Annotated in this window: 23 protein-coding genes; 13 read left to right on the top strand and 10 right to left on the bottom strand. The window is 72.4% G+C overall.

Annotated features, from left to right (window positions below; translation table 11 throughout):
* Nucleotides 1-354 (bottom strand): DUF488 domain-containing protein, encoded by a 354-nt coding sequence (locus tag K4B79_RS47030; protein ID WP_232033640.1) that lies wholly within the window; start codon nt 352-354, stop codon nt 1-3.
* Between the two features lie 175 nt (nt 355-529).
* Here K4B79_RS47030 and K4B79_RS47025 point away from each other — a divergent pair, with 175 nt between their 5' ends.
* From K4B79_RS47025 to K4B79_RS47005, 5 genes are all read left to right on the top strand, one after another.
* A complete protein-coding gene (locus tag K4B79_RS47025) occupies nt 530-1,924 on the top strand; it encodes a M1 family metallopeptidase (RefSeq protein WP_232033639.1) in 1,395 nt (464 codons plus the stop codon).
* Nucleotides 1,925-1,997: 73 nt separating this feature from the next.
* Nucleotides 1,998-2,756, top strand: a complete 759-nt coding sequence (locus K4B79_RS47020) for a hypothetical protein (protein WP_232033638.1) — start codon at nt 1,998-2,000, stop codon at nt 2,754-2,756.
* Between the two features lie 71 nt (nt 2,757-2,827).
* Nucleotides 2,828-3,520 (top strand): response regulator transcription factor, encoded by a 693-nt coding sequence (locus tag K4B79_RS47015; protein ID WP_232033637.1) that lies wholly within the window; start codon nt 2,828-2,830, stop codon nt 3,518-3,520.
* Complete coding sequence (locus tag K4B79_RS47010; protein ID WP_232033636.1) at nt 3,517-5,331, top strand: sensor histidine kinase; 1,815 nt, start codon at nt 3,517-3,519, stop codon at nt 5,329-5,331. The genes K4B79_RS47015 and K4B79_RS47010 overlap by 4 nt, the downstream gene beginning before the upstream one ends.
* Before the next feature lie 86 nt (nt 5,332-5,417).
* Nucleotides 5,418-5,867: a DUF6098 family protein gene (locus K4B79_RS47005; protein ID WP_232033635.1), complete on the top strand. Its 450-nt coding sequence runs from the start codon at nt 5,418-5,420 to the stop codon at nt 5,865-5,867.
* A 34-nt stretch (nt 5,868-5,901) separates the two neighbouring features.
* Here the strand turns inward: K4B79_RS47005 and K4B79_RS47000 are convergent, their stop codons facing one another.
* Complete coding sequence (locus K4B79_RS47000; RefSeq protein ID WP_232033634.1) at nt 5,902-6,156, bottom strand: WhiB family transcriptional regulator; 255 nt, start codon at nt 6,154-6,156, stop codon at nt 5,902-5,904.
* 145 nt (nt 6,157-6,301) lie between these two features.
* The gene (locus K4B79_RS46995) at nt 6,302-7,522 is read right to left on the bottom strand and encodes a saccharopine dehydrogenase family protein (protein ID WP_232033633.1); all 1,221 of its coding nucleotides are present in this window, start codon (nt 7,520-7,522) and stop codon (nt 6,302-6,304) included.
* Nucleotides 7,523-7,650: 128 nt separating this feature from the next.
* On the opposite strand from K4B79_RS46995, the gene K4B79_RS46990 reads away from it, so the two are divergent.
* Nucleotides 7,651-8,343, top strand: coding sequence for a TetR/AcrR family transcriptional regulator (locus K4B79_RS46990; RefSeq protein WP_232033632.1), 693 nt, complete (start codon nt 7,651-7,653; stop codon nt 8,341-8,343).
* A gap of 94 nt (nt 8,344-8,437) precedes the next feature.
* Here the strand turns inward: K4B79_RS46990 and K4B79_RS46985 are convergent, their stop codons facing one another.
* Complete coding sequence (locus tag K4B79_RS46985; RefSeq protein ID WP_232033631.1) at nt 8,438-9,340, bottom strand: LysR family transcriptional regulator ArgP; 903 nt, start codon at nt 9,338-9,340, stop codon at nt 8,438-8,440.
* Between the two features lie 69 nt (nt 9,341-9,409).
* On the opposite strand from K4B79_RS46985, the gene K4B79_RS46980 reads away from it, so the two are divergent.
* Entirely contained in the window at nt 9,410-10,024 is a 615-nt protein-coding gene (locus K4B79_RS46980; RefSeq protein WP_232033630.1) for a LysE/ArgO family amino acid transporter, read from the top strand.
* Between the two features lie 94 nt (nt 10,025-10,118).
* Complete coding sequence (locus K4B79_RS46975) at nt 10,119-11,423, top strand: MFS transporter (RefSeq protein WP_232033629.1); 1,305 nt, start codon at nt 10,119-10,121, stop codon at nt 11,421-11,423.
* Between the two features lie 23 nt (nt 11,424-11,446).
* Here the strand turns inward: K4B79_RS46975 and K4B79_RS46970 are convergent, their stop codons facing one another.
* The 3 genes from K4B79_RS46970 to K4B79_RS46960 form a co-directional block, all read right to left on the bottom strand.
* Nucleotides 11,447-11,902, bottom strand: coding sequence for a cyclic nucleotide-binding domain-containing protein (locus tag K4B79_RS46970; RefSeq protein ID WP_232033628.1), 456 nt, complete (start codon nt 11,900-11,902; stop codon nt 11,447-11,449).
* Nucleotides 11,903-12,206: 304 nt separating this feature from the next.
* Nucleotides 12,207-13,688, bottom strand: coding sequence for an aminotransferase class I/II-fold pyridoxal phosphate-dependent enzyme (locus tag K4B79_RS46965; protein ID WP_232033627.1), 1,482 nt, complete (start codon nt 13,686-13,688; stop codon nt 12,207-12,209).
* A 69-nt stretch (nt 13,689-13,757) separates the two neighbouring features.
* Nucleotides 13,758-13,979 (bottom strand): hypothetical protein, encoded by a 222-nt coding sequence (locus K4B79_RS46960; protein ID WP_232033626.1) that lies wholly within the window; start codon nt 13,977-13,979, stop codon nt 13,758-13,760.
* A 231-nt stretch (nt 13,980-14,210) separates the two neighbouring features.
* On the opposite strand from K4B79_RS46960, the gene K4B79_RS46955 reads away from it, so the two are divergent.
* The 5 genes from K4B79_RS46955 (at nt 14,211) to K4B79_RS46935 (ending at nt 17,548) form a co-directional block, all read left to right on the top strand.
* Nucleotides 14,211-14,663 (top strand): ATP-binding protein, encoded by a 453-nt coding sequence (locus tag K4B79_RS46955; protein WP_232033625.1) that lies wholly within the window; start codon nt 14,211-14,213, stop codon nt 14,661-14,663.
* A 186-nt stretch (nt 14,664-14,849) separates the two neighbouring features.
* A complete protein-coding gene (locus tag K4B79_RS46950) occupies nt 14,850-15,707 on the top strand; it encodes a SigB/SigF/SigG family RNA polymerase sigma factor (RefSeq protein ID WP_232033624.1) in 858 nt (285 codons plus the stop codon).
* 36 nt (nt 15,708-15,743) lie between these two features.
* Entirely contained in the window at nt 15,744-16,088 is a 345-nt protein-coding gene (locus K4B79_RS46945) for a DUF5133 domain-containing protein (protein ID WP_232033623.1), read from the top strand.
* A gap of 162 nt (nt 16,089-16,250) precedes the next feature.
* The gene (locus K4B79_RS46940; protein ID WP_232033622.1) at nt 16,251-17,084 is read left to right on the top strand and encodes a DUF1206 domain-containing protein; all 834 of its coding nucleotides are present in this window, start codon (nt 16,251-16,253) and stop codon (nt 17,082-17,084) included.
* Nucleotides 17,085-17,113: 29 nt separating this feature from the next.
* The gene (locus K4B79_RS46935; RefSeq protein WP_232033621.1) at nt 17,114-17,548 is read left to right on the top strand and encodes a hypothetical protein; all 435 of its coding nucleotides are present in this window, start codon (nt 17,114-17,116) and stop codon (nt 17,546-17,548) included.
* Nucleotides 17,549-17,572: 24 nt separating this feature from the next.
* On the opposite strand, the gene K4B79_RS46930 is transcribed toward K4B79_RS46935, so the two are convergent.
* From K4B79_RS46930 to K4B79_RS46920, 3 genes are all read right to left on the bottom strand, one after another.
* Nucleotides 17,573-19,822, bottom strand: a complete 2,250-nt coding sequence (locus tag K4B79_RS46930) for an FUSC family protein (protein WP_232033620.1) — start codon at nt 19,820-19,822, stop codon at nt 17,573-17,575.
* 63 nt (nt 19,823-19,885) lie between these two features.
* Nucleotides 19,886-20,098: a DUF4287 domain-containing protein gene (locus K4B79_RS46925; protein WP_232033619.1), complete on the bottom strand. Its 213-nt coding sequence runs from the start codon at nt 20,096-20,098 to the stop codon at nt 19,886-19,888.
* A gap of 105 nt (nt 20,099-20,203) precedes the next feature.
* On the bottom strand, nt 20,204-21,577 hold the full coding sequence (locus K4B79_RS46920) for an NAD(P)/FAD-dependent oxidoreductase (RefSeq protein WP_232033618.1): 1,374 nt from the start codon (nt 21,575-21,577) through the stop codon (nt 20,204-20,206).
* Nucleotides 21,578-21,759 lie beyond the last annotated feature (182 nt).

The raw sequence follows: 21,759 nt of genomic DNA, 5'->3' as shown, positions 1-21,759 counted from the left end.
TCAGCCGCCCTTCAGAAGGCGGACCAGCACGGTGGCGTGACTCTGCTCCGGCGTCTTCGACGCGGTCAGCAGGGTCACGTCACCGGCTCGCGCCAACTCCCGTACGTGGTCGAGGAGTCCGGACGCCTCAGGAGCGCCGAGCTCCGCCTCGTACCGCTCCGCGAACTCCTCGTAGGACCCCTCGCCCGCGTGATACCAGCGGCGCAGCTCGGTCGACGGGGTGAGCGCCTTGGGCCACTCGTCCACCCGGGCCGCGTCCTTGGACAGGCCGCGCGGCCACAGCCGGTCGACCAGGACACGCACGCCGTCCCCGGGCTCGGGCGGCTCGTACACGCGACGGACGCGAATGCTCACGGCGGGCCTTTCTGCAGGGCGGCAGTGGTGCCGGGAGCGTACTGCGCGGGACAGCGCGGACAGCGCCGCGACGTGACCTGACCATGGGACTTGACCTGATCATGGTCGAGACGCGGACGGGCGGGATCTAGGGTGAGGCCGTCGCTCACCCCCCCCACCCCCTGTAGGAGCACACGTGCCGAAGGCCGTCAGACGCACCTTCGTTCTCGCCACCACCCCCGTCGTCCTCGCCGCCCTGCTCGGGGCCGCCGCACCCCCGTCGGCGGGCTCGCCCGGAGTCGGCGACCCCTACTTCCCGCTCTCCGGCAACGGCGGCTACGACGTCGGCCACTACGACCTGACACTCCGTTACGACCCGGGCAGCCGCCACCTGGCGGGCAAGGCCGTCCTCACCGCCCGCGCCACCCAGCGCCTGACCCGCTTCGACCTCGACCTGAGCGGTCTGAAGGTCACCGGTCTCACCGTCGACCACGTCAAGGCGGAGCACCGGCGCGACGGCCAGGAACTCGTCGTCACCCCGCGCCGCGCCCTGCACGAGGGCCAGTGGTTCCAGGTCACCGTCACCTACTCCGGCACCCCGAAGCCGGTCACCGACCCGGACGGCTCGCTCGACGGCTGGATCCCCACCGACGACGGCGCCTTCGTGGCCGGCGAGCCGCAGGGCGCCATGACCTGGTTCCCCGCGAACAGCCACCCCACGGACAAGGCGTCGTACGACTTCACCCTCACCGTGCCCAAGGGGAAGACGGCCGTCGCCAACGGCGTCCTCCTCGGCGAACACACCCGGAACGGACGGACCACCTTCCGCTGGCGGCAGAGCGAGCCCATGGCCGCCTACCTGGCCACGGCGACCGTCGGCACGTTCAAGACCACGCGGTACACCACCCGCGACGGCATCCAGGTGTACGACGCCGTCGATCCCCGCGAGGCGAAGGCGGCGGCGCCCGTTCTGAAGCAGCTGCCGTCCGTGCTGGAGTGGGAGAGCAAGCTCTTCGGGCCCTACCCCTTCCGGGCCGCCGGCTCCATCGTGGACCGGGCCCCGAACGTGGGCTACGCCCTGGAGACCCAGTCCCGCCCGGTCTACTCCGCCGCGCCCGACCTGAGCACGCTCGTCCACGAGAGCGCCCACCAGTGGTTCGGAGACTCCGTCACCCTCACCTCCTGGAAGGACATCTGGCTCAACGAGGGCTTCGCGGTCTACACCGAGTGGCTCTACGACGAGCAGCACGGCGGCGACAGCGCCCAGAAGACCTTCGACGACCTCCACGCCCGCCCCGCGAGCGACGACCTGTGGGCCTTCCCGCCCGGTGACCCCGGCAGCGGCGCCAACATCTTCGGCACCCCCGTCTACGCCCGGGGCGCGATGACCCTGCACGCCCTGCGCACGGCCGTCGGGGACCGGGCGTTCTTCCGGATCCTGCGCGCCTGGGCGGACGCACACCGCTACGGGCACGCCACCACCGCCCAGTTCGTCCGCCTCGCCGAACGCGTGTCGGGCAAGGACCTGGACGCCCTGCTCCACACCTGGCTGTACACCCAGGGCAAGCCCAGCACCCCGAGCACCCCCTGACCGCGGTGACGGGGAAACGAACAGGCCCTGGAACCTGACGAGTTCCTCACAAGTGTCGGTCAGGGTTCAGACCATGATCAGACGCACACCTCCCGCCGCGCTGCTGGCCGCGTCCCTGCTCCTGACCGGATGCGGTGGCGGCGCGGCGGCGGTCTCCGAGCACCGCTCCGAGACCGCCCCGACGACGAGTGCCCCCACGACGAGCACCCCGCCGCCCGCACCCGCCGTCTCCGCCCGGACGGCACCGCGCGACCTGCCGGGCCTGGGCCCGAAGACCCTCGCGCAGGTGCCCTCCCGAGCCCGGCAGGCCGTCGTCGTCACCGGCCGCGGCAAGGACTCGCCGCTGTCCACGGTCGTGCTCCACGAGCGCACCGCCACCGGCTGGCAGGCCGGCCAGACCTGGCCCGCGCACAACGCGCTGCGCGGCTGGACCGACCACCACCGCGTCGGCGACCTGCGCTCACCCATAGGCGTCTACACCCTCAGCGACGCCGGCGGCCGCCTCCGCGACCCCGGCACCCGGCTGCCGTACGACCGCTCCGGCGGGTTCACCGCCACCGGCACCGGCTTCGAGGGCGAACCGCTGGCCGGGTCCTTCGACTACGTGATCGCCATCGACTACAACCGCAAGCCCGGAACGTCCCCCCTGGACTGGACGCGTCCGCTCGGCGCGAGCCGCGGCGGGGGCATCTGGCTGCACGTCGACCACGACGGCCCGACCCAGGGCTGTGTCAGCCTCGCGAAGGAGCACATGCGCGCGCTGCTGCTGGCGCTGGACCCGGCCCGGCACCCCGTGGTCGTCATGGGCGACGCCGAGTCCCTGGCCCGCTGAGCCCCCGGCTGCCGAGTCCGTCCCTGTCCGCCGAGTCCCCTCGGACTCCCGAACCGCTTAGGATCCGCCGCGTGTGCGCACATGTGCTGGTCGCCGAGGACGACGCGATGCAGGCCGAACTGATCCGCCGCTCCCTGCTGGCGGAGGGCCACACAGCCACCGTGGTCCACGACGGCCGGGCCGCCCTGGACGCGGCCCGCCGCCGACGCCCGGACCTCGTGGTCCTGGACCTGATGCTGCCGGTGATCGACGGCTTCGACGTGTGCCGCGCGCTGCGCCGGGAGGACGACCTGCCCGTCCTGATGCTCACCGCCCGCACCGCCGAGGACGATGTCCTGCGCGGCCTGGAACTGGGCGCGGACGACTACATGACCAAGCCCTACAGCCCGCGCGAGCTGATGGCCCGCATCCGCACGGTGCTGCGCCGCAGCGGGCGCGCCGACCGCCCGGACGACCCCGTCGTGCGCGCCGGGGGCATCGCCGTGGATCCGGTACGGCACGAGGTGGTCTGCGAGGGCAGACCGGTGGAGTGCACACCGGCCGAGTTCGAGATCCTGCTGGCCATGGCCGCCGAACCGGAACGGGTGTTCTCCCGGCGGCAGTTGCTGGAGATCACCCGGGGCACCGACCGCGCCTCCACCGAACGGGCCGTGGACGTCCACATCATGAACCTGCGCCGCAAGACGGAGGCCGACCCGCGCCGACCGGTCCGGCTGCTGACCGTCTTCGGGGTCGGCTACAAGCTCAGCGGCGGCCGCGGATGAGCGCCCGCATACCGCTGCGCAAACGCCTGCTGGTCCGGCTGCTGATCGCCTCGGGGCTGATCGCCGTGTGCTCCGTCGCGGCCACCGCCTGGCTCGCGGTGGAGACCACCACCCGCGCGCTGCGGGAGGAACAGGGACAGGTGCTCGCCGACGACATGGACGTCCTCGCCCGGCTCAGCGGTTACGCCGCGGCCCACCCCGACTGGAGCGGAGTGCAGGACACCGTACGGGAGTTGTCCGAGAAGACCGGCCGCCGGATCGCCCTGACCACCGCCGACCGCAGACCGATCGCCGACTCCGCGCCGCGCGGCACCGCCCTGCCGGTGAGCGCCGCCGCCACCGTCGACCCGCTGCGCGTCGACACCTACAGCGAGCGCGGCGCCCAGCTCGGCGGCACGGACCCCCGCGCGGTGGGCCCGTACCGGCTGACGGAGACCGAACGCGCCAAGGTCGGGGCACTGGCCCGGGCCCGGCAGCGCTGCTTCGCCCGCCACGGCATCGACCTGCGCCTGACCGGCACCCCGAGCGGCCGCCCGGTCCTCACCGAGGCGGACGGCACCGGCGACCCCGCGTACGTGCCCGACGCCTGCGCCGACGGCTTGTTCAACACACCGACGCCCACCGAGAGGAAGGCGCTGACCGAGCTGGAGAAGCTCGCCGGGACATGTCTGCTCCGGGCCGGAATGGACCCCGCCGCGCCGCTGTACCTGGGAGTGGACTCCACCCCCGCCGCGCGGGGTGCGAGCTACCCCGTCACACTCGCCAAGGCGGATTCCGACGTCAGGCGCGCCGCCCGGTCCTGCCTCGACCGGGCCCGGCGCGTCCAGCTCGACCCGTACGTCGCCCCCGCCGCCCACCTGTTCCTGGGCGGCGGGGACACCCCCGCCGTCCGGTTCGACATGTCACCGGCCAACAAGGCCAAGGTCGTCGGCGCCGCCGGGCTCGTCCTCGCCGTCACCGTCGCCGTCACGGCGGTCGTCGCCACCCGGCTGGTACGGCCCCTGCGCGCCCTGACGGAGGCGGCCCGGCAGCCGCCCGAGCGGCATGTGCGCGTCCCCGTCACCACCCGCGACGAGACCGGCATCCTGGCCGCGGCCTTCAACGCCCACACCGAACGCCGGGAACGCCTGGAGTCCCAGCGCCGGGCCATGGTCAGCGACATCGCCCACGAACTGCGCAGCCCGCTCACCAACATCCGCGGCTGGCTGGAGGTCACCCGGGACGGCGTCGTCGACCCCGACCCGGCCCTGCTCGCCGCCCTGCACGACGAGGCCCTGGTGCTCCAGCGTGTCATCGACGACCTGCGCGACCTCGCGGACGCCGACGCCGGCACCCTGCGGCTGCACCGGGAGCCGGTGCGCTGCGCGGACCTGTTCGACCAGGTGGCCGCCGCCCACCGCGTCGCCGCCGACGCGGCGGGAGTCGTCCTGGAGACGACGGTGGAGGGCGGACCGTGGCTGGACGCCGACCCGGTGCGCATGCGCCAGGCCCTCGGCAACCTGGTCTCCAACGCGCTGCGCCACACCCCCGCCGACGGCACGGTCACCCTGTCCGCACGCCGTGACGGCGACGACGTGCTGCTGGAGGTCGCCGACACCGGCACCGGCATCGCGCCGCAGGACCTGCCGCACGCCTTCGACCGGTTCTGGCGCGCGGAGAAGTCCCGCAGCCGCCGTACCGGAGGCAGCGGTCTCGGCCTGCCGATCGTCCGCCACCTGGTCGCCGCGCACGGCGGCACGGCCGTCGCCCGGAGCGAACCCGGCACCGGCAGCGTCTTCACGCTGCGGCTGCCCGGCGCCCCGCCGCGGTAGGAGTTCCGGCCGGTTCCGTTCCCGTCGTACGGGTACCCCGTCTGCCCGTGGGGCGCGGACCCCGAGGCGAAGAGGGAGGTCATGCCATGAGCGGATCGGACGACCTGCCGGTGGTACGGACACTCGCCGAGCTCACCGGCCTGGTCGAACGGTACGAGGGCCTGTACGTCCGCTGGTCACGGGGCCCCGCCACCGACCTCGCCGACGTGTCCAGCACCGACGACCTCACCGGCGTCCCCATGCCGGGGCTGTCGGCCAACCCGCTCGACGTGGAGGATTGGTGGGAGGGGCGCCCCGTGGAGGTGTGGGTGGCCAGGCGTCTGTACGACTACTCGCACCTGCCGCACGAGAAGGGCCCCGACGTCCGCCCCTGGGTCCTTCAGGGCCGCGAGACGAGCCGTGGGCCCGACAACGAACCGCTCGTCGAGGACGTACGGCCGATGCGCTGGATCGATCCCGGGGTGATCGACGAGGCGCGCGCCGCGGTGGAACGGCAGGAGAACTCCTGGGGTCCACTGCGGCGCGGTGCTCGCTGACCCGCCCGGCGTCACCCGACGCCGGGCCTCCTCGTCATCCCGTGCGCCTGCGGGCGGCGGCGGCCCGGCGCTTGAGCGCACGGCGTTCGTTCTCGCTCGTGCCGCCCCAGACCCCGATGGCCTGACCGGTGTCGAGGGCCCACTCCAGGCACTCCTCCCGGACCGGGCAGCGTCGGCAGACGGCCTTGGCCTGCTCCTGCTGCACCAGCGCCGGGCCGGTGGTGCCGATCGGGAAGAAGAGGTCGGGGTCCTCGTGGCGGCACGCGGCATGGTCTCGCCAGTTGTCCATGAAAAGTCACCTGCGATCGAAGTCGAACGTGCCCTCGGGGATGCCTTACTCGTTTCCGGGTCACCTGTCGATGCGTGGGTGAAACGACCGAGTCCTGTGGGGACCTGGTGAGGATCCGGCGAGCGGCACGGCCGGACGGCCGCGGTCACTGCTCGCGAAGCCCCCAGGGGGAGCCGTACTCGGTCAGCAGATCCAGGTAGGGGCGGGCGGGGAAGGCCTCCGGGCCGAGGACACCCGCGCCCGACCAGGCGCCCGTGGCCAGCAGTTCGAGGGCGACGACGGGGTTGACGGCGGTCTGCCACACCACCGCCTGGCAGCCGTACTCCTTCATGGACCACTGGTTGTCGACCACGTGGTACAGGTACACCTCGCGCGGCGCCCCGTCCTTGAGGCCCCGGACCCAGGTGCCGGCGCAGGTCTTTCCGTGCATCCGCTCGCCCAGCGTCGCCGGGTCGGGAAGGCACGCGGCGACCACGTCCCGGGGCGACACGGCGACCGGACCGGCGGCGCCCGGCACGGTCACCGGGTCGGTGCGGTCCAGGCCCAGCAGGTGCAGGGTGCGCAGCGTCTCGATGAACTCGCGGCCCAGGCCGTACTTGAAGGTGACCCGGCGGGCGGGCACCCAGCGCGGCACGAGCAGTACCTCCTCGTGTTCCACGTTCACGCACTCCACCGGGCCGATGCCGTCGGGGAAGTCGAACACCTCGGGCTCGCTGAAGGGTTCGGTCGTGAACCAGCCGCGGCCGTCCTCGTAGACGACCGGCGGGTTCAGGCACTCCTCGATCGTGGTCCAGATGCTGAAGGACGGGGCGAAGTCGTGGCCGTCGACGGTCAGGTTCGCACCGTCGCGGACCCCGATCTCCTCGATCGTGTCGAAGAGTTCGTCGGCCGCGTGCCGGGCGAACACGTCCGACAGACCCGGTTCGACGCCCATGCCGACCAGGGCCAGCGCACCGGCCCGCTCCCACTCCTCGGCGTGCGCGAACTGCTCGTCGCCGAGCTTCACCCCGCACTCCTGGTACGGACGTTCGGGATGCGGCCGGGACAGCGACATCGCCATGTCGACATAACCGGCACCGGCCGTGCGCGCCGCCCGGAACAGCGGCATCACGAACCGCGGGTCGGTGGCGTTGAGGAGCACGTCGCAGGAGTGCCGCTCCAGCAGCGCCGCCACCGCCGCCTCGTCCCCGGCGTCCACCCGTTCGGCGCGGAAGCGGGTCCCGCGCTCGCCCAGGGCCGCGACGGCCGACTCGGCACGGGCCCGGTCGTAGTCGGCCACCACCATCGCGTCGAAGAACGGGCGGCGGGCGGCGATCCGGGTGACGGCGGTGCCGACACCACCGGCTCCCACGAGCAGTACACGCATGACAGGCACTCCCTGGCGGATCGAAGGTCGCGGATGGACGGGGCCCCTCGCGCAGATACAACGCCCGGCTCTCACGTAAGGTCAATGGCGTTGGCATAAGGACGCGAGGCGGGGAGCAGGGGTCCGTCATGCCCAAGCCCGTCGTTCCCGAGGAGCGTCGCCGCCGGCGCCGGCCCACCAAGAGCGGAACCGTGCTGTCGGAACGGCTGATCGTCGAGACCGCGCTGCGCATGCTGCGCGAACACGGCAGCTCCGGCCTCACCGCCCGCCGCCTGGGCCTCGCCCTCGACGCCGATCCCTCCACGCTCTACCGGTACTTCCGCAGCATGGACGACCTGACCCTCGCCATCGGCGACGCGCTCATAGGCCGGGCCCTGGAGGGCTGGGAGCCGACCGGGGAGTGGCGGGCGGACCTGCGTGCCGTGGGCCTGCGCATCCACGCCGCCTATGTGGCCCACCCGCAGGCGGCCCTGCTGACCACGAGCAGGGTGACGGGCCGCCCCAACGAACTGGCCGCGGACGAAGCGGTCCTGGACATCCTCAGGAACGCCGGCTTCTCCCTGCCCGAGACCGTGCGCATCTATCACGCCTTCATCGACCAGACGCTGGCCTTCGCGGCCCTGGACGCGGCCTCCCTGGCCCTGCCGAGCGCGGCCCTGGACGCCGACGAGGACAAGTGGCACACGACCTACGCCCACCTCCCGGCCGCCAGCTACCCCCGCATCGCGGAAGCAGCCCCGCTACTGGCACCCCGCATGGTCACGAGCGCCTACCCAACAGCACTGGAAATGCTCCTGGCCGGCGTAGTAGCGCCCCTTTAGGGGCGCGGGGCTGTATTGATCTGCGGCTCCGCCGCGTGGGCGCGACCAGCCACAACGAAGCCGCAGCCGCGAACGGACACAGCGAGGCACATCCTTAGGCGGCCCGCAAAGCACCCCTCGCCGCCGAAACAACCGCATCCGCCACCGCGGCCAACGCGGGCGAATCCAACTTCCACTGCTGCCAGTACAGCGGCACATCAACAGGCCGCTCCGGAGCCAACAGCACCAACCGCCCCGCCCGCACCAACGGCTCCGCCTGCACCTCGGGCACCAGCCCCCACCCCAGCCCCAGCGCGACCGCCTCGGCGAAACCCTCCGAGGTCGGCACGGCGTGCCGCACCGCGGCCCCCCGCCCGCGCCCGCGCCGCAGCCGCCGCACGAACGCGTCCTGCAGATCGTCACTCCGGTCGAAGACGATCAGCGGGGCCTCGGGCAGCACCTCCCGCAGCGGCCCGTCGAGATGCCGGTCGACGAAGGCCGGGCTGGCCGCCGCGAGGTAGCGCATCCGCCCCAGCGGCCGCACGGAGCACCCGGCGACCGGATCCGGCGACGAGGTCACCGCGGCCATCACCAGGCCCTCCCGCAGCAGCTCCGCCGTACGGGTCTCGTCCTCGCGGCGCAGTTCGAAACAGAGCCCCGGCTGCTGCGGGACATGCGTGAGCGCCTCCAGGAGCCAGGTCGCCAGGGAGTCCGCGTTCACCGCGATCGAGACCCGGGTCAGTTCGTTCTCGTCGCTCATCCCGAGCGCGGCCCGCGCGTCCCGCTCCAGCCGGGCCAGCTGCCGGGCGAACCGCACCACCACCTCGCCCGACTCGGTCGGCCGCACCGGCTTGGTGCGCACCAGCAGGACCCGGCCGGTGCGCTGCTCCAGGGCCTTGACCCGCTGGCTCACCGCCGACGGGGTCACGTGCAGAGCGGCCGCCGCGGCGTCGAACGTGCCCTCGTCGACAACGGCGAGCAGCGTCCGTACCTGATCCAGCGGAAGTTCGGTCACCATCACGACAGCTAATGGTACGTAAGAATCTTTAGCTGTACGTGCAGAGATCGATTCCCTAGCGTCGAAGCCATGTCCGCCTCTCTCGCCGCCGCTGCCGCAGGCTTCGGCACCGGTCTCTCGCTCATCGTCGCCATCGGCGCCCAGAACGCCTTCGTCCTGCGCCAGGGGATCCGCCGCCACGCGGTCCTCGCCGTCGTCGCCATCTGCGCCCTGTCCGACGCCGTCCTCATCACCCTGGGCGTCGGCGGTGTCGGCGCCGTGGTGGTGAGCCGGCCGGGAGCGCTGACCGCGGTCGGCTGGATCGGCGGCGCGTTCCTGCTCGGCTACGGCGCCCTCGCCGTCCGACGGGTGGTCCGGCCGGCCGGTGCCCTGAGCGCCGAGGGGGAGGCCGAGGGTTCCGTCCGGCGGGCCGTGCTCACCTGCCTGGCGCTGACCTGGCTCAACCCGCACGTCTACCTCGACACCGTGTTCCTGCTCGGCTCGGTCGCCGCCGACCGGGGCCCGCTGCGCTGGACGTTCGGCCTGGGCGCGGTGGTCGCCAGCCTGTGCTGGTTCACCGCGCTCGGGTTCGGTGCCCGGCTGCTCGGCCGCTTCCTGGCCCGGCCCGCCGCCTGGCGCGTCCTGGACGGTCTGGTCGCCGCGATGATGATCACGTTCGGCGTGACGCTGATCGCCGGGGCGTGATGTCCGCGATCCGGAACGCGCGTCCCGAACTCCTGGGCGGTGCTGCGATAGTGAACCCCGGACCCGATAGATGTAGCGAGCAACCAGGAACTCCGTGGACACCAGTGACAGCGGCACCGGCACCGAATCGCAGACCCCGGCCGAGGACCCGGGCGCACCGCCCCGACGCGGCCGGCGCCGCTGGGCGATGGACACCCGCCCCCTGCGCGTCCCGGCCTACCGCCGGCTGTGGTCCTCGACGATCGTCACGGCCGTCGGCAGCCAGCTCACCGCCGTCGCCGTCCCCAAGCAGATCTACGACATCACCGGCTCCTCCGCCTGGGTGGGCGCCGCCTCCCTCGCGGGCCTGCTGCCGCTGATCGTGTTCGCGCTGTGGGGCGGGGCGGTCGCCGACGCCATGGACCGCCGCAAGCTGCTGCTGATCACCAACAGCGGCATCGCCGTCACCTCGGTCCTGTTCTGGCTCCAGGCCGTCACCGGCCTGGAGTCGGTGACCGCGTTGATGGTGCTGCTCGCCGTCCAGCAGGCCTTCTGGGGGCTGAACGCCCCGGCCCGCAACGCCTCCATCGCCCGTCTGGTGCCCCAGGAGCAGTTGGCCGCGGCCAATGCCCTCGGGTCCACGGTCATGCAGACCGGCCAGGTCGTCGGACCGCTGCTCGCCGGTGTCCTGATCCCCGTGATCGGACTGCCGGAGCTGTACCTGATCGACGCCCTGGCCCTGTGCGTCACGGTGTGGGCGGTGTACCGGCTGCCCTCGCTGCCGCCCCTCGCGGCCGGCGGCACCCGCCGGGCCGGAGTCCGGGAGATCGCGGCCGGCTTCCGCTACATCTCCGCGCACAAGGTGCTACTGCTGTCCTTCCTCGCCGACATCGTCGCGATGGTCCTCGGCATGCCCCGCGCCCTGTTCCCGCAGCTCGCCTCCGAGACGTACGCCCCGTACGGCGAAGGCCTCGCGCTCGGCCTGCTCTTCGCGGCGATCCCCATCGGGGCGGTGGTCGGCGGACTGTTCTCCGGGACGTTCTCGCGGGCCCGCCGGCACGGCTGGATGGTCATCGGGGCGGTCGTCGCCTGGGGCGCGGCCATCACCGGTTTCGGGCTGAGCGGCAGCCTGTGGCTCGCGGTGGCGTTCCTCGCGCTGGCCGGGATCGCCGACATGGTCTCCATGGTGTTCCGCGGGGCGATCCTGCTGTCCGCCGCCACCGACGAGATGCGCGGCCGTATGCAGGGCGTCTTCACGGTCGTGGTCGCGGGCGGCCCCCGGCTGGCCGACGTCCTGCACGGCACCGCGGGCTCGGCCTTCGGCGCCCGTACGGCCGTCGCGGGCGGCGGGATCCTGGTCGTCGTCGTGATGCTGACCCTGGCCCTCACCGTGCCCGCGCTGCGCCGCTACCGGGTCTGAGGCCGCCCCGGACGCCCGACGCGCTACAGGGCGCTGCGCCGGTGCATCGAGTACTGCTCCAGGAGCTTGCCCCGGGTGGTCTCCAGGCGGTGCGCGAGGATCTCGGCGACGGACCGCACCAGGATCACTCCGAGCCGCGCATCCTCCTCGCACAGCTCCAGCACGGCCGCCGCGTCGAACTCGTAGGCACGCACCGGGCTGAAGGCCTCGGCGCCGAAGTCCCACCGGTACGGCGGGAAGAGCCACGACCAGCCCAGCAGGTCGCCGGAGCCGAGACCGGCGACGGTGACCCGCTGCTGGGCCGTCACCTGCTGGGTGAGGGAGACGGCGCCGGAGCGGATGACCCAGAAGCGGTCGGCCGTGCCGCCCGCCTCGAAGATCCGGGTGTCCTCCGGGAAGGAGACCTCGTGGGCGAGCGTCATCAGGCGCTGACGCTGCGGCGGGGGAAGGGCGGTCAGGAGTTTGATCGCTTTGGTCATGGCGCGGGGCTCCTCGCCGGCGAAGGATTCCGGTTTTTCCCTACGCCCATTTCAGCGGCTTGCACCGTTCGGGGCACCTCGGCGGACCGAAGAATCGGACAAGAGGCTGTGAGGATCGCGTGTCGCCCGGTCATCGGGCAGAAAAAAGCCCTGGCTGGACGGGGGAGACCAGCCAGGGCCGTAAAGGCGTGGTGCACGGAGGACGGATGCCGTCGACCCCGCGGCCACGTATGTATGAACGGTAAACCATCCGTGGAGGTGGTGCGACACAAATCCGGGTCACGTGACCGGTTTCACTCCGCCGTCACTCGGTGTCCCGGGGCACGACCCTGATCGACTCCAGTTCGGCGTCGGTCGCGTCGGGCAGATTCATGCCCGCGTCCTTGCCGGTCCGCAGATACCGCAGCACCGGCTCGGTCAGCCGCTCACCGGGCAGGATCGCCGGGATCCCCGGCGGATACGGCGTGATCATCTCCGCCGCGACCCGCCCCGCGGCCTCGGTCACCGGCACGTTCTCGGCGGGACCGAAGAACGCGTCCCGGGGCAGTCGGGCCTGCTCCATGCGCAGTTCGCCCGGCAGGGGCACCTCTACCCGTGGCGCCGGGCGCAGTTCCGGTGCGACCCGGACCAGGTCCTTGAGCGCGGCCAGCAGTTGACCGACCGTCTCCCGGTCGTCGGCGTGCGTGATCTGCGCGCCGATACGCCGGTGGTCGGTCAGATGCGCGTCGATGGCGCGGTGCTCCCGCAGCCAGTCGGCCGCCTGGTAGCCGGTGATGCCGAGCGCGCTCACGTCGATCACGCCGGGCAGCGGATCGAGGTCGTCGGCCAGGCCCGCGCCGCAGAAGTCGGCGCGGTCGTTGACGTGCAGTCCGTCGATCTCCTCGATGGCGTGCCGGGTCTCGTCGGCGAGATCCAGGGCCGCGCCCAGGAGGCCCCTGCCGTGCAGGGCCATCTGCCGACGCCAGCCGTCCAGCCCGGCGAAGAGCAGCACCGACGGACTGGTCGTGCCGAGCAGATCGGCCCGCATCCGCAACAGCTCCGGCGGGACCAGATCACCCTGGAGGTGGAAGACCGAGCCCTGCTCCAGACCGCTGCCCATCTTGTGGATGCTGGTGACGCAGATGTCGGCGCCGGCGTCCATCGCCCAGGACGGCAACTCCGGATGGAAGGGCAGGTGGGCGCCCCAGGCCTCGTCCACGATCAACGGCACCGAGCGCCGGTGGCAGACGTCGGCGACCGCCCGGAGATCCGCACAACTGCCGTAGGGCGTGGGGCTGGTGATCAACGCGCCCTTCGCGTCGGGATGCGCCTCGAAGGCCTCCTCGAACTCCGCGGCGGACGGCGGATGCGCCAGGCGCCGTTCGGTGTCCCAGCGCGGTTCGAGCCAGACCGGTTCGATGCCGGAGAGGATCAGACCCGCGACGACCGACTTGTGGGCGTCCCGCCCGATCAGCAGCTTCTCGTGCGGGCCCGCCACGGCCAGCATCGCCGCCTTGACGGACAGCGAGCTCCCGCAGGTCGTGAAGAAGGTGTGCTCCGCGTGCACGGCGTCGGCCATCAGGTCCTGGGCCCGTTCCAGCACCCGCCCCCGCGTCAGCCGGTCGTCCAGACCGCCCGAGGCCAGCACGTCACCGAGGAAGACGGCGTCACCGAGCACCTCGCGCACCGCGGGATCGGCGCCCCGGGCCTGCTTGTGACCCGGCGGCGCGAACGTCAGTCGGCCCTGGCGGTGATAGTCGGCCAGGGCTTCCAGAACCGGTGCGCTGGTGTGATCAGCTGGTGCCATGGAGGCCGGGTGCCCAGGCCCGGGGGACGTCAATCAGCGTGCTCACGGCGGCCCGGCCCGCCCCGGCCGTCACGGCTCCTCGCCCTGCCTGCCCGGGGTGACGATCTCGTCCAGCACCCGGAGCACCGCCTCGTAGGCCAGACTGCGCACCGCGGCCTCGCGGGCGCCGTCCGGATCGTCCTGCCGGAGACTGTCACGGCGTGTGCGCCAGGTCCGCTCCTCCTCCCGCGCACAGGCCCGGGCCCGCTGGATGCGTCGCAGCAGTTCGTCTGAGTCCACCACATCGGTCATGCGGACCGCGTACCCGATTCCCGCGGGGCAATGACCTGTCGACATGGTTCGTCATGGTTCGTCCTCGCACGGAACGAGAGGTTTGGTATGCCGGGGAGAGGTCAGCCGAAGAAGTGAGACCTGCGGAAGCCTACGCAGCGTGAGGCGTCACCGCCGTGGCCGTACAGGCCCGCGGGTGTGGCCGGGGCTCGGCTTCTGTCCTCTGCGCGAGTGATTCAGGGAGTGAAAGGGATGTGCGAGGAGCACAGGACCGAATTCGCCCTCCAGTCGTCCGTTGCCGGCCGGCGCGGAGAGCGCCCCGGCCCGTGCAAACCGGCCGAGGCGCGGCGGGCGGTGGAACGTGCCGTGGCCGCGCGCTACCGCGCCGCCGACCGGCCGTGCGACGCGGACGCCCTCTCCGACGCCCTGCTCGTGGCCTCCGAACTCACCACCAACGCCATCCTGCACGGCGGCGGGATCACCGACTTCCGCGTCGACGTCCTGGAACCCGGCACGGATGTGCGTGTGTCGGTGTGTGACCGCAGTGACGCCCTGCCGGTGGTCTCCCCGCCGGTGGACCGGCAGGGGCGGCACCGGGTCGGCGGCCACGGCTGGCCCATCGTCTGCCGGCTCGCGCACGACGTCCGCGTGACCGACCTGCCCGCCGGCGGCAAGTGCATCACCGCTGTGGTGCCCCTGTCCTGAACTGTCCTGAACAGTTTTCGGAACCGGAGTTTGCACCCAGGACAGCAGGGCAGTCGCAGTTTCGTGCTTCGGACCGGAGGCGCGCCAGCGGGAGCGATATGGCTGCCCCGGGGCCCTTCCAGGTCATCCGGGCGCCGACCTCCCGCGGTAATTCCCCCTGAGACGACCATTCAGGAGCGATTCCGCATGCTCATCGATATGTCGACAAGCCGTCCCGGTGCGTCCGCCCAGCCCTCCGCCCCCGCCCGGCGCCGCCACGACGACGCCCCCGACACCGCCGCCCTCTTCGCCCGGATGAACACTCTGGAGGACGGTCCGGACCGGGAGGCCGTCCGCGACGAACTCGTCACCGCCTGGCTGCCCATGGCCCACCGCATCGCCGGCCGGTTCCGCGACCGCGGCGAGTCCCTCGAGGACCTGCGACAGGTCGCGGCCCTGGGACTGGTGAAGGCGATCGACCGCTTCGAACCCGAGCGGGGAGCCTTCGAGAGCTACGCCGTGCCCACCATCACCGGTGAGGTCAAGCGGCACTTCCGCGACCGGATGTGGGCGCTGCGCGTCCCGCGCCGCGTGCAGGAACTGCGCAACAAGGTGCGGGTGGCGCGCCGCGAGCTGACCCAGAACCCGGGGTCCCCCGAACCCTCGGCCGCCGACATCGCCGTCCACACCGGGCTGACCGAGGACGAGGTCGCCACCGGCATGGAGGCCCTGGAGAGCTTCAGCACCCTGTCCCTGGACGCCGAGCTATCGGCCGGCGACGACGGCTACAGCCTCGCGGACACCCTGGGCTCCTCGGACACCTCCTACGACGTGGTCGTGGACCGCGAGTCAGCCAAGGAGGGGCTGCGCCGGCTGCCCGAACGCGAGCGCGCCATTCTCTACATGCGGTTCTTCGAGGACATGACCCAGAGCCGTATCGCCGACCACCTCGGCATCTCCCAGATGCACGTCTCCCGGCTCATCAGCCGCAGCTGCGCCCGTGTGCGCGACGAGGCCCTGGGGCAGCGGGCGGGCCGTGGCCCCGCCGGGCGGGCGGAGCACTGAGCGGACCGCGGTCGACGTCGACAAGGAGGCGAGACAATGCTGATCCCCCGTCCCGGCTTTCTACGGGAACTGGTCGAAGCCTACGAGGCCCTGGCGGCCGAGGAGGCCGCCGCCGGCCGGACCGAGCCCAGCCCGCGGGCCCGCGACCTCGCCTACACGCTCTGCGTGTCGACCGGCACGCGGGACGTCAGACCGGCCCTGGAGACCGCCCGCCGCCTGCTCGCGGCAGCCCAGGAGCGCGAGCCCGGCCAGGACCATGAACCCGCCCCGAACCGCGAGCCCGCCCTGAGGCGCAAGCCTCTCCAGGACCGTCACCCTGTCCAGGACCGTCACTTCGTCCAGGACCGCGAGCCCGCCCAGGAGCGCGAGCCCGCGTCCTAGGGCGGCCGACCGCCAGTGCACCGCGCGACCGGCGGACCTGCGGTCACGGCGCCCGCGCCGGACCGCAGGTCCGCCGGTCGCGCGCCCCCTGCGCCACCACCCCGTCGGTCACGCCGGGTGTGTCCGCCCCCGACCAGGGCATTCGGATCCCAGGAGGTCGAGATGAACATCAGCGCCACGGCACGGACCGGACGGATCGGTGCCCGCCGAGTGGGCAGGGGCTCGGCGCGCGAGGCCGCCGCACGCGCGGGACTGACCGCGCGCGGCGTCATCTACCTGCTGGTCGGCGTCCTCGCCCTCCAGATCGCCTTCGGCGACGGCAAGGAACAGGCCGACCGCGGCGGTGCCCTCGCCGCACTCTCCGACAAGCCCTTCGGCGCCGTCCTGCTGTGGGCGCTGGGCATCGGACTCGTGGGGATGGCCCTGTGGCGGCTGTCCGAAGCCCTCTTCGGCTCGGTCGGACGCGACGGCCACAAGCCGAGGAAACGGCTGCTGGCCGCGATGCGGTGTCTCTTCTACGCCTTCGTCGCCTACTCCGTGCTGTCCTTCGCCGCCGGATCGGGCGGCGGCGGATCGAGCGACGAGCAGTCCAAGGACGTCACCGCCCGGCTCCTGGAGGTCCCCGCCGGGCAGTGGCTGGTCGGGGCGGCCGGGGCCGCGATCGTGGTGGCCGGTGGGTGGATCGCCGTACAGGCACTGCGCCGCTCCTACCACGACAAGATGAAGTTCGGTGAGCTGTCCCGGCGCACCCGGCGGCTGGTGGACGTCACGGGTGTGGCCGGCGGTCTGGCCCGCGGCGCCGTGTTCGCCGTCGTCGGGGCCTTCGCCGTGAAGGCGGCGGTCGACTACGAACCCGACAGGGCCAAGGGCCTCGACGACGCCCTCCGCTCCTTCGCCGACACCCCGCTCGGACCGTGGCTCCTGGTCTGCGTCGCCGCCGGTCTCGTGCTGTTCGGCGTGTTCTCGTTCGCCCTGGCCCGCTGGCGCCGCGTCTGAACCGTGGCCACACGGGGAACCCGGTCCGGATGAACGACGAACCAGAGCTTCCGCCCGACGGCCGGCCCGTGGACGTCTACCTCGGCCTGCTGCGCATCCGCATGGACACCGAGGACTACCGACTGCTGCTCAGCGTGGTGGAGCCGGTCCTGGAGGCCATCGACCAACACCAACTGCCCGCCCTCGACTTCTCCCTCGACGAGGAACAGACCGACGAGCTCTCCCAGGAGATCCGCGACGAGGCCGCCCTGGTCATCGCCACGGCCGTCACGGGCCGCCTGGACAACGAGGTGATCGAGCTGCACATCGACGACACCGGCCCGGTCCGGGTGGTCACCGACGCGGCCACCGCCTCCGACCCGGTACGCCTGGGAGAGATCGCCGACTACATCAAGGAACGCCAGCGCACCAACGAGGAACTGCGCGGCATCGCCGAGGTCAGCGACCTGCCCACGGACCTCTGACCCACGCCCGTACCGGCGCCGTGGCTAGCGCTTCGGTGCCGCGACCGGGACGTCCAGGGGCCGGGCCAGGCCCGCCACCGTCTCGTCCAGGCGCTGGAGGTGTCGCAGCACACGGTCGGTGACACGGCTGTACCGCGGGGTGCCCGGGATGTCCGGCTCCAGCAGGGAGGCGATGCTCCGGCCGGTCTCGATCTCCACGGCGGCCTGGTCGTCGGCGACATACGCGGCGATCGCCCCGATGTTGTGCGCGATGCGCCGCCCGGCCCGACGCAGCCTCGGATCCGCCGCGATCGAGGGATGCGTGGGCAGCAGCTCGGCCGTCGCGGCCAGTGAACGGGCGTGGTAGGCGCAGGTCTCCAGCAGCGCGACCACGTACCGGGCGGTGTCGCGCCGGGCCCGCAGCGGCGTGATCGGGTGGGTCAGCGGCTGGGTGGCGGCCCGCAGATCGGCCAGCGCCTGGTCCAGGTCACGGGCCTGGTCCAGCAGCTCGACCGGCGGCCCGCCGCTGAGCTGGTCGACCGCCGACTCGGTGACCTCGGCCAGCCGCTCCAGCACGGTGACCAGCAGCTCGTTCGTACGGCGGTCCGTGCGCACCGGCAGCACGAACGCCGCCGCCACCACACCGCAGGCCGCGCCCAGCGCGGTCTCCTGCACCCGCAGCAGCAGCACCGAGAGGCTGTAGGTGTGCATCAGGGTGTAGAGCAGCCCCAACGCGGCGGTGACGAAGAAGGACATCAGCGTGTACGACAGGGGAGCGGTGTAGAACATCGCGAAGACGCACACCAGCATCAGCGCGAAAGCCGTCCAGGTGTGCTGCCCCACCAGGCCCGCCAGGACGATCCCGGCCACCACCCCGAACACGGTGCCCACCAGCCGGCGGTAGCCCTTGACCAGGATCTCGCCCGTGGACGCGGTGTTGATGAAGACGATCCAGCAGGCCAGCACCGCCCAGTACCAGCGCTGACTGGACAGGAACTCGCCGCCGACGATCGCCAGCGACGAGCCCACGGCGACCTGCACGGCCGCCCGGGTGGTGGGGCGCCGCAGCCCCGTCGGCTCCTCCTGGTCCCGGTCCTCGTCCTCGCCCGCGTCGATGGCGGCGTCCTCGGCGTCCATCTCCTCACGCGAACGGGTCGTCGCCGGGGTGTCGTCCGACTCGTCCTGCGCCCCGCCGAGCGCGATCCGCAGCCCGAGCACGGCACGGGCGGCCTCGCCGATGCCCCGGAAGGCGTCCTGGACGGCGGCCGGGGCGGTGGGCACGTTCTCCTCGTCGCGGTACCCGAGCAGCCGGTTGCGCACATGCGACAGCCCGGTCCCGGTGCCCTGCGAGACGGGCCGCAGCACCAGCTGGCGCAGCGCCTGGAGATCGCGGCGCAGGGTGGCCGTCGCCTCGTCCCGCGCCGGCAGCCGACGCCCCGCGGGCACGGGCGCCCCGGGCAGGTGCATGGTCAGCGTGTCGGCCCGCTCGGCACTGCGCGCGGTCAGCAGCAACAGCCCCAGCCGCTCGGCGGCGATCTCGGCGTCCGCGATCCGCCGCTGCACGAGCCGGGCGGTCGCCTCGTCGGCCGTGCCCTCCTCCAGCCGCCCCTGGATCATCAACGCCGTCTCGTGCAGCCGGGCGGTCCCGTCCCGCACGTCCTCGAGCACCTTCTCCAGCTCGTCCGGCCCGGCGTCCAGCAGGTCGAGCTGCGCCGCCACCAGTTGCGCCAGCCGGGCCCTGAAGGCCTCCCGCAGCCGCTCCAGGAGCCCCGCGGGCGTCTCCGGGACCAGCACGAAACGCACCAGCGCGCTGCTCGCGAAGGCGATGCCGAGCACGCCGTACAGCTCGGGCAGGCCGGAGACGGCGGCGCCGACGAACAGGGACAGGAAGTAGACCTGGAAGCCGATCAGCCCGAGGGCGGTGCCGCGGTCGCCGAACCGGCGGCCGTAGACCGCGCAGAAGATCAGCGCCACGAAGACCAGGTCACCGGCCACCACCCGGGAGCTCATGACGGCACCCAGGCTCACGGACGCCAGCGCCACCGGCAGCCCGAGGGCCAGGGTGAGGGCCTGCTGCGCGCGCTGCTTCTCCCGGATGGCGAAGGTGGCGACCATCGCCGCCATGGCGCCCGCCACCAGATGCCGGATCCCGGCGTCCAGCAGGCCGAGCACGGCGAGCGTGAGGGCGATCGCGCCGACCGTCCTGAGTCCGGCGGCCAGCCGCAGCAGCCCCGGATCGGACGCCGCGACACCGATGCGCAACCGTGCCCGGACCGACTGCCCCGCTGCCTTCACTCCGCCGCACTCACTCCCGTGTCAGGTCAAGATCCACGTCTCAGCATGGCAGACCCGTCCGGATCACCTGCCCCTGCCCTCCGCGAGGGTGTGCGCCACCAGGGCGTTGGCGTGGCCGTGCCCCAGGGCGTGCTCGGACTTGAGCCAGGCGACCAGCTGCATGTGCCCGGTCAGCGGCGAGGAACGGATCAGCTCCTGCCACTCGGCGATCGGGCGGCCGTACTTCTTCTCGATGGACGGGAAGTAGCTCGCGGGGCCCTTCACATTCTCGGCCACTACGGGGTCCTTTCGGTGTGACGTCGTGCTGTCCCTCCTACGACCGCCGACCACGGGGAAAGTGATCGGCGGTCGGGAGTGAACCACGTCACAGGCGCGCGGGCGTCAGTCCTGCCGCTCGCTGCCGTCCACGTGCGCCCGCACCTGCTCCGGCGTCAGATACGAGTTGGTGTACTCGAAGTCCTTCAGCGTGGCGGGCTTGCGGGACTGGAACCCGGTACGGACGAAGTCGTCGCCGGCAAGGGCGTTGAGCACCCAGTTCGTCATCACGCGCGTCTTGGCCACGTTCGTGCGCAGGGCCGACCAGTGGTAACCGCGCGCCACCGCCTGCGCGGGCACACCGCGCAGTTCGATGCCGAGCGGCTTGGAGACGGCGTCCTTGCCGCCCAGGTCGACGACCAGACCGAGGTCCTTGTGCGTGTACGGCGTCCTCGGCATGCCACGCAGCGTGGCGATGACGTTGTCGGCGACGTGCTTGCCCTGGCGCATCGCGTGCTGCGCGGTGGGCGGGCAGATGGCGCCGTCCTCGCCCTTGGCCTCGTCGGGCACCGCTGCGGCGTCGCCGAGCGCGAACACCCCGTCGTGGCCCGGCAGGTTCATGTCGGCGGTGACGGCCAGCCGGCCCCGCACCGTCTCCGCGCCGAGGGTGGCGATGAGCGGGCTCGCGACCACACCGGCGGTCCAGATCAGGGTGCGGGTGGGGATCACCCGGCCGTCGGTGAAGGTGACCTCCTCGGGACCCGCCTTGGCGATGGAGACGCCGAGGGAGATGTCGATACCGCGCCTGCCCAGGATCTCCTGGGCACTGCGGCCCAGCTTGTCGCCCAGCTCCGGCATCAGCTTCGGCGCGATGTCGATCAGATGCCACTTGATCAGGCCCGGGTCGATGCGCGGGTAGCGCTTGACGGCCGCGTGCGTGAGGCGTTGCAGACAGGCCGCGGTCTCGGTGCCGGCGTAGCCGCCGCCCACCACCACGAACTGCAGCCGGGCGGCCCGCTCCGCCTCGTCGTGGCTGGAGTCGGCGAGGTCCAGCTGCGAGATGACGTGGTCGCGGACGTAGGCCGCCTCCGCCAGCGTCTTCATGCCGAAGGCGTGGTCGGTCAGGCCCGGGATGTCGAAGGTGCGGGTGACGCTGCCGGGAGCCAGCACGATGTAGTCGTAGGGCTGGTCGACGATCTCCCCGTTGATGGTGCGGATGACGCAGACCTTCGCCTTGAGGTCCACGCCGATCGCGCCGCCCGGGATGATCCGGGTGCGGTACTTCTTGCTGCGGCGCAGGGAGACGGCGATCGACTGCGGTGTCAGCACGCCGGAGGCGACCTGGGGCAGCAGGGGCAGATAGAGCTGGTAGGCGAACGGCGTCACCAAAGTGACGTCGGCTTCGTCGGGGGAGAGCTTCCGCTCCAGACGGCGGACGCACTCCACGCCGGCGAAGCCTGCGCCGACCACCAGGATCCTGGGTCGTGTCACGGTGTTCATCCCTTTCTGCGGCTCCAGGCGGTCTGCCTTCGAACGCCATTCGCCTGCCCGTGATCGCGGCGGACGAACGCGTCGAGCACCACCATGCCCGCCCGGCCGCCGAAGCGCACCGGGGCGATCGTGAAGATCGTGGGGCGGACGCGCTTCCCGAGGCCTCGGGAGGCGGGGCGGCGGGACCGCGG

It is taken from the genome of Streptomyces lincolnensis (assembly GCF_021173675.1).
GTDB classification, from domain to species: Bacteria; Actinomycetota; Actinomycetes; order Streptomycetales; family Streptomycetaceae; genus Streptomyces; species Streptomyces lincolnensis_B.
The sequence above is the reverse complement of the archived record's forward strand: the minus strand, read 5'-3'. Positions and strand labels throughout refer to the sequence as shown.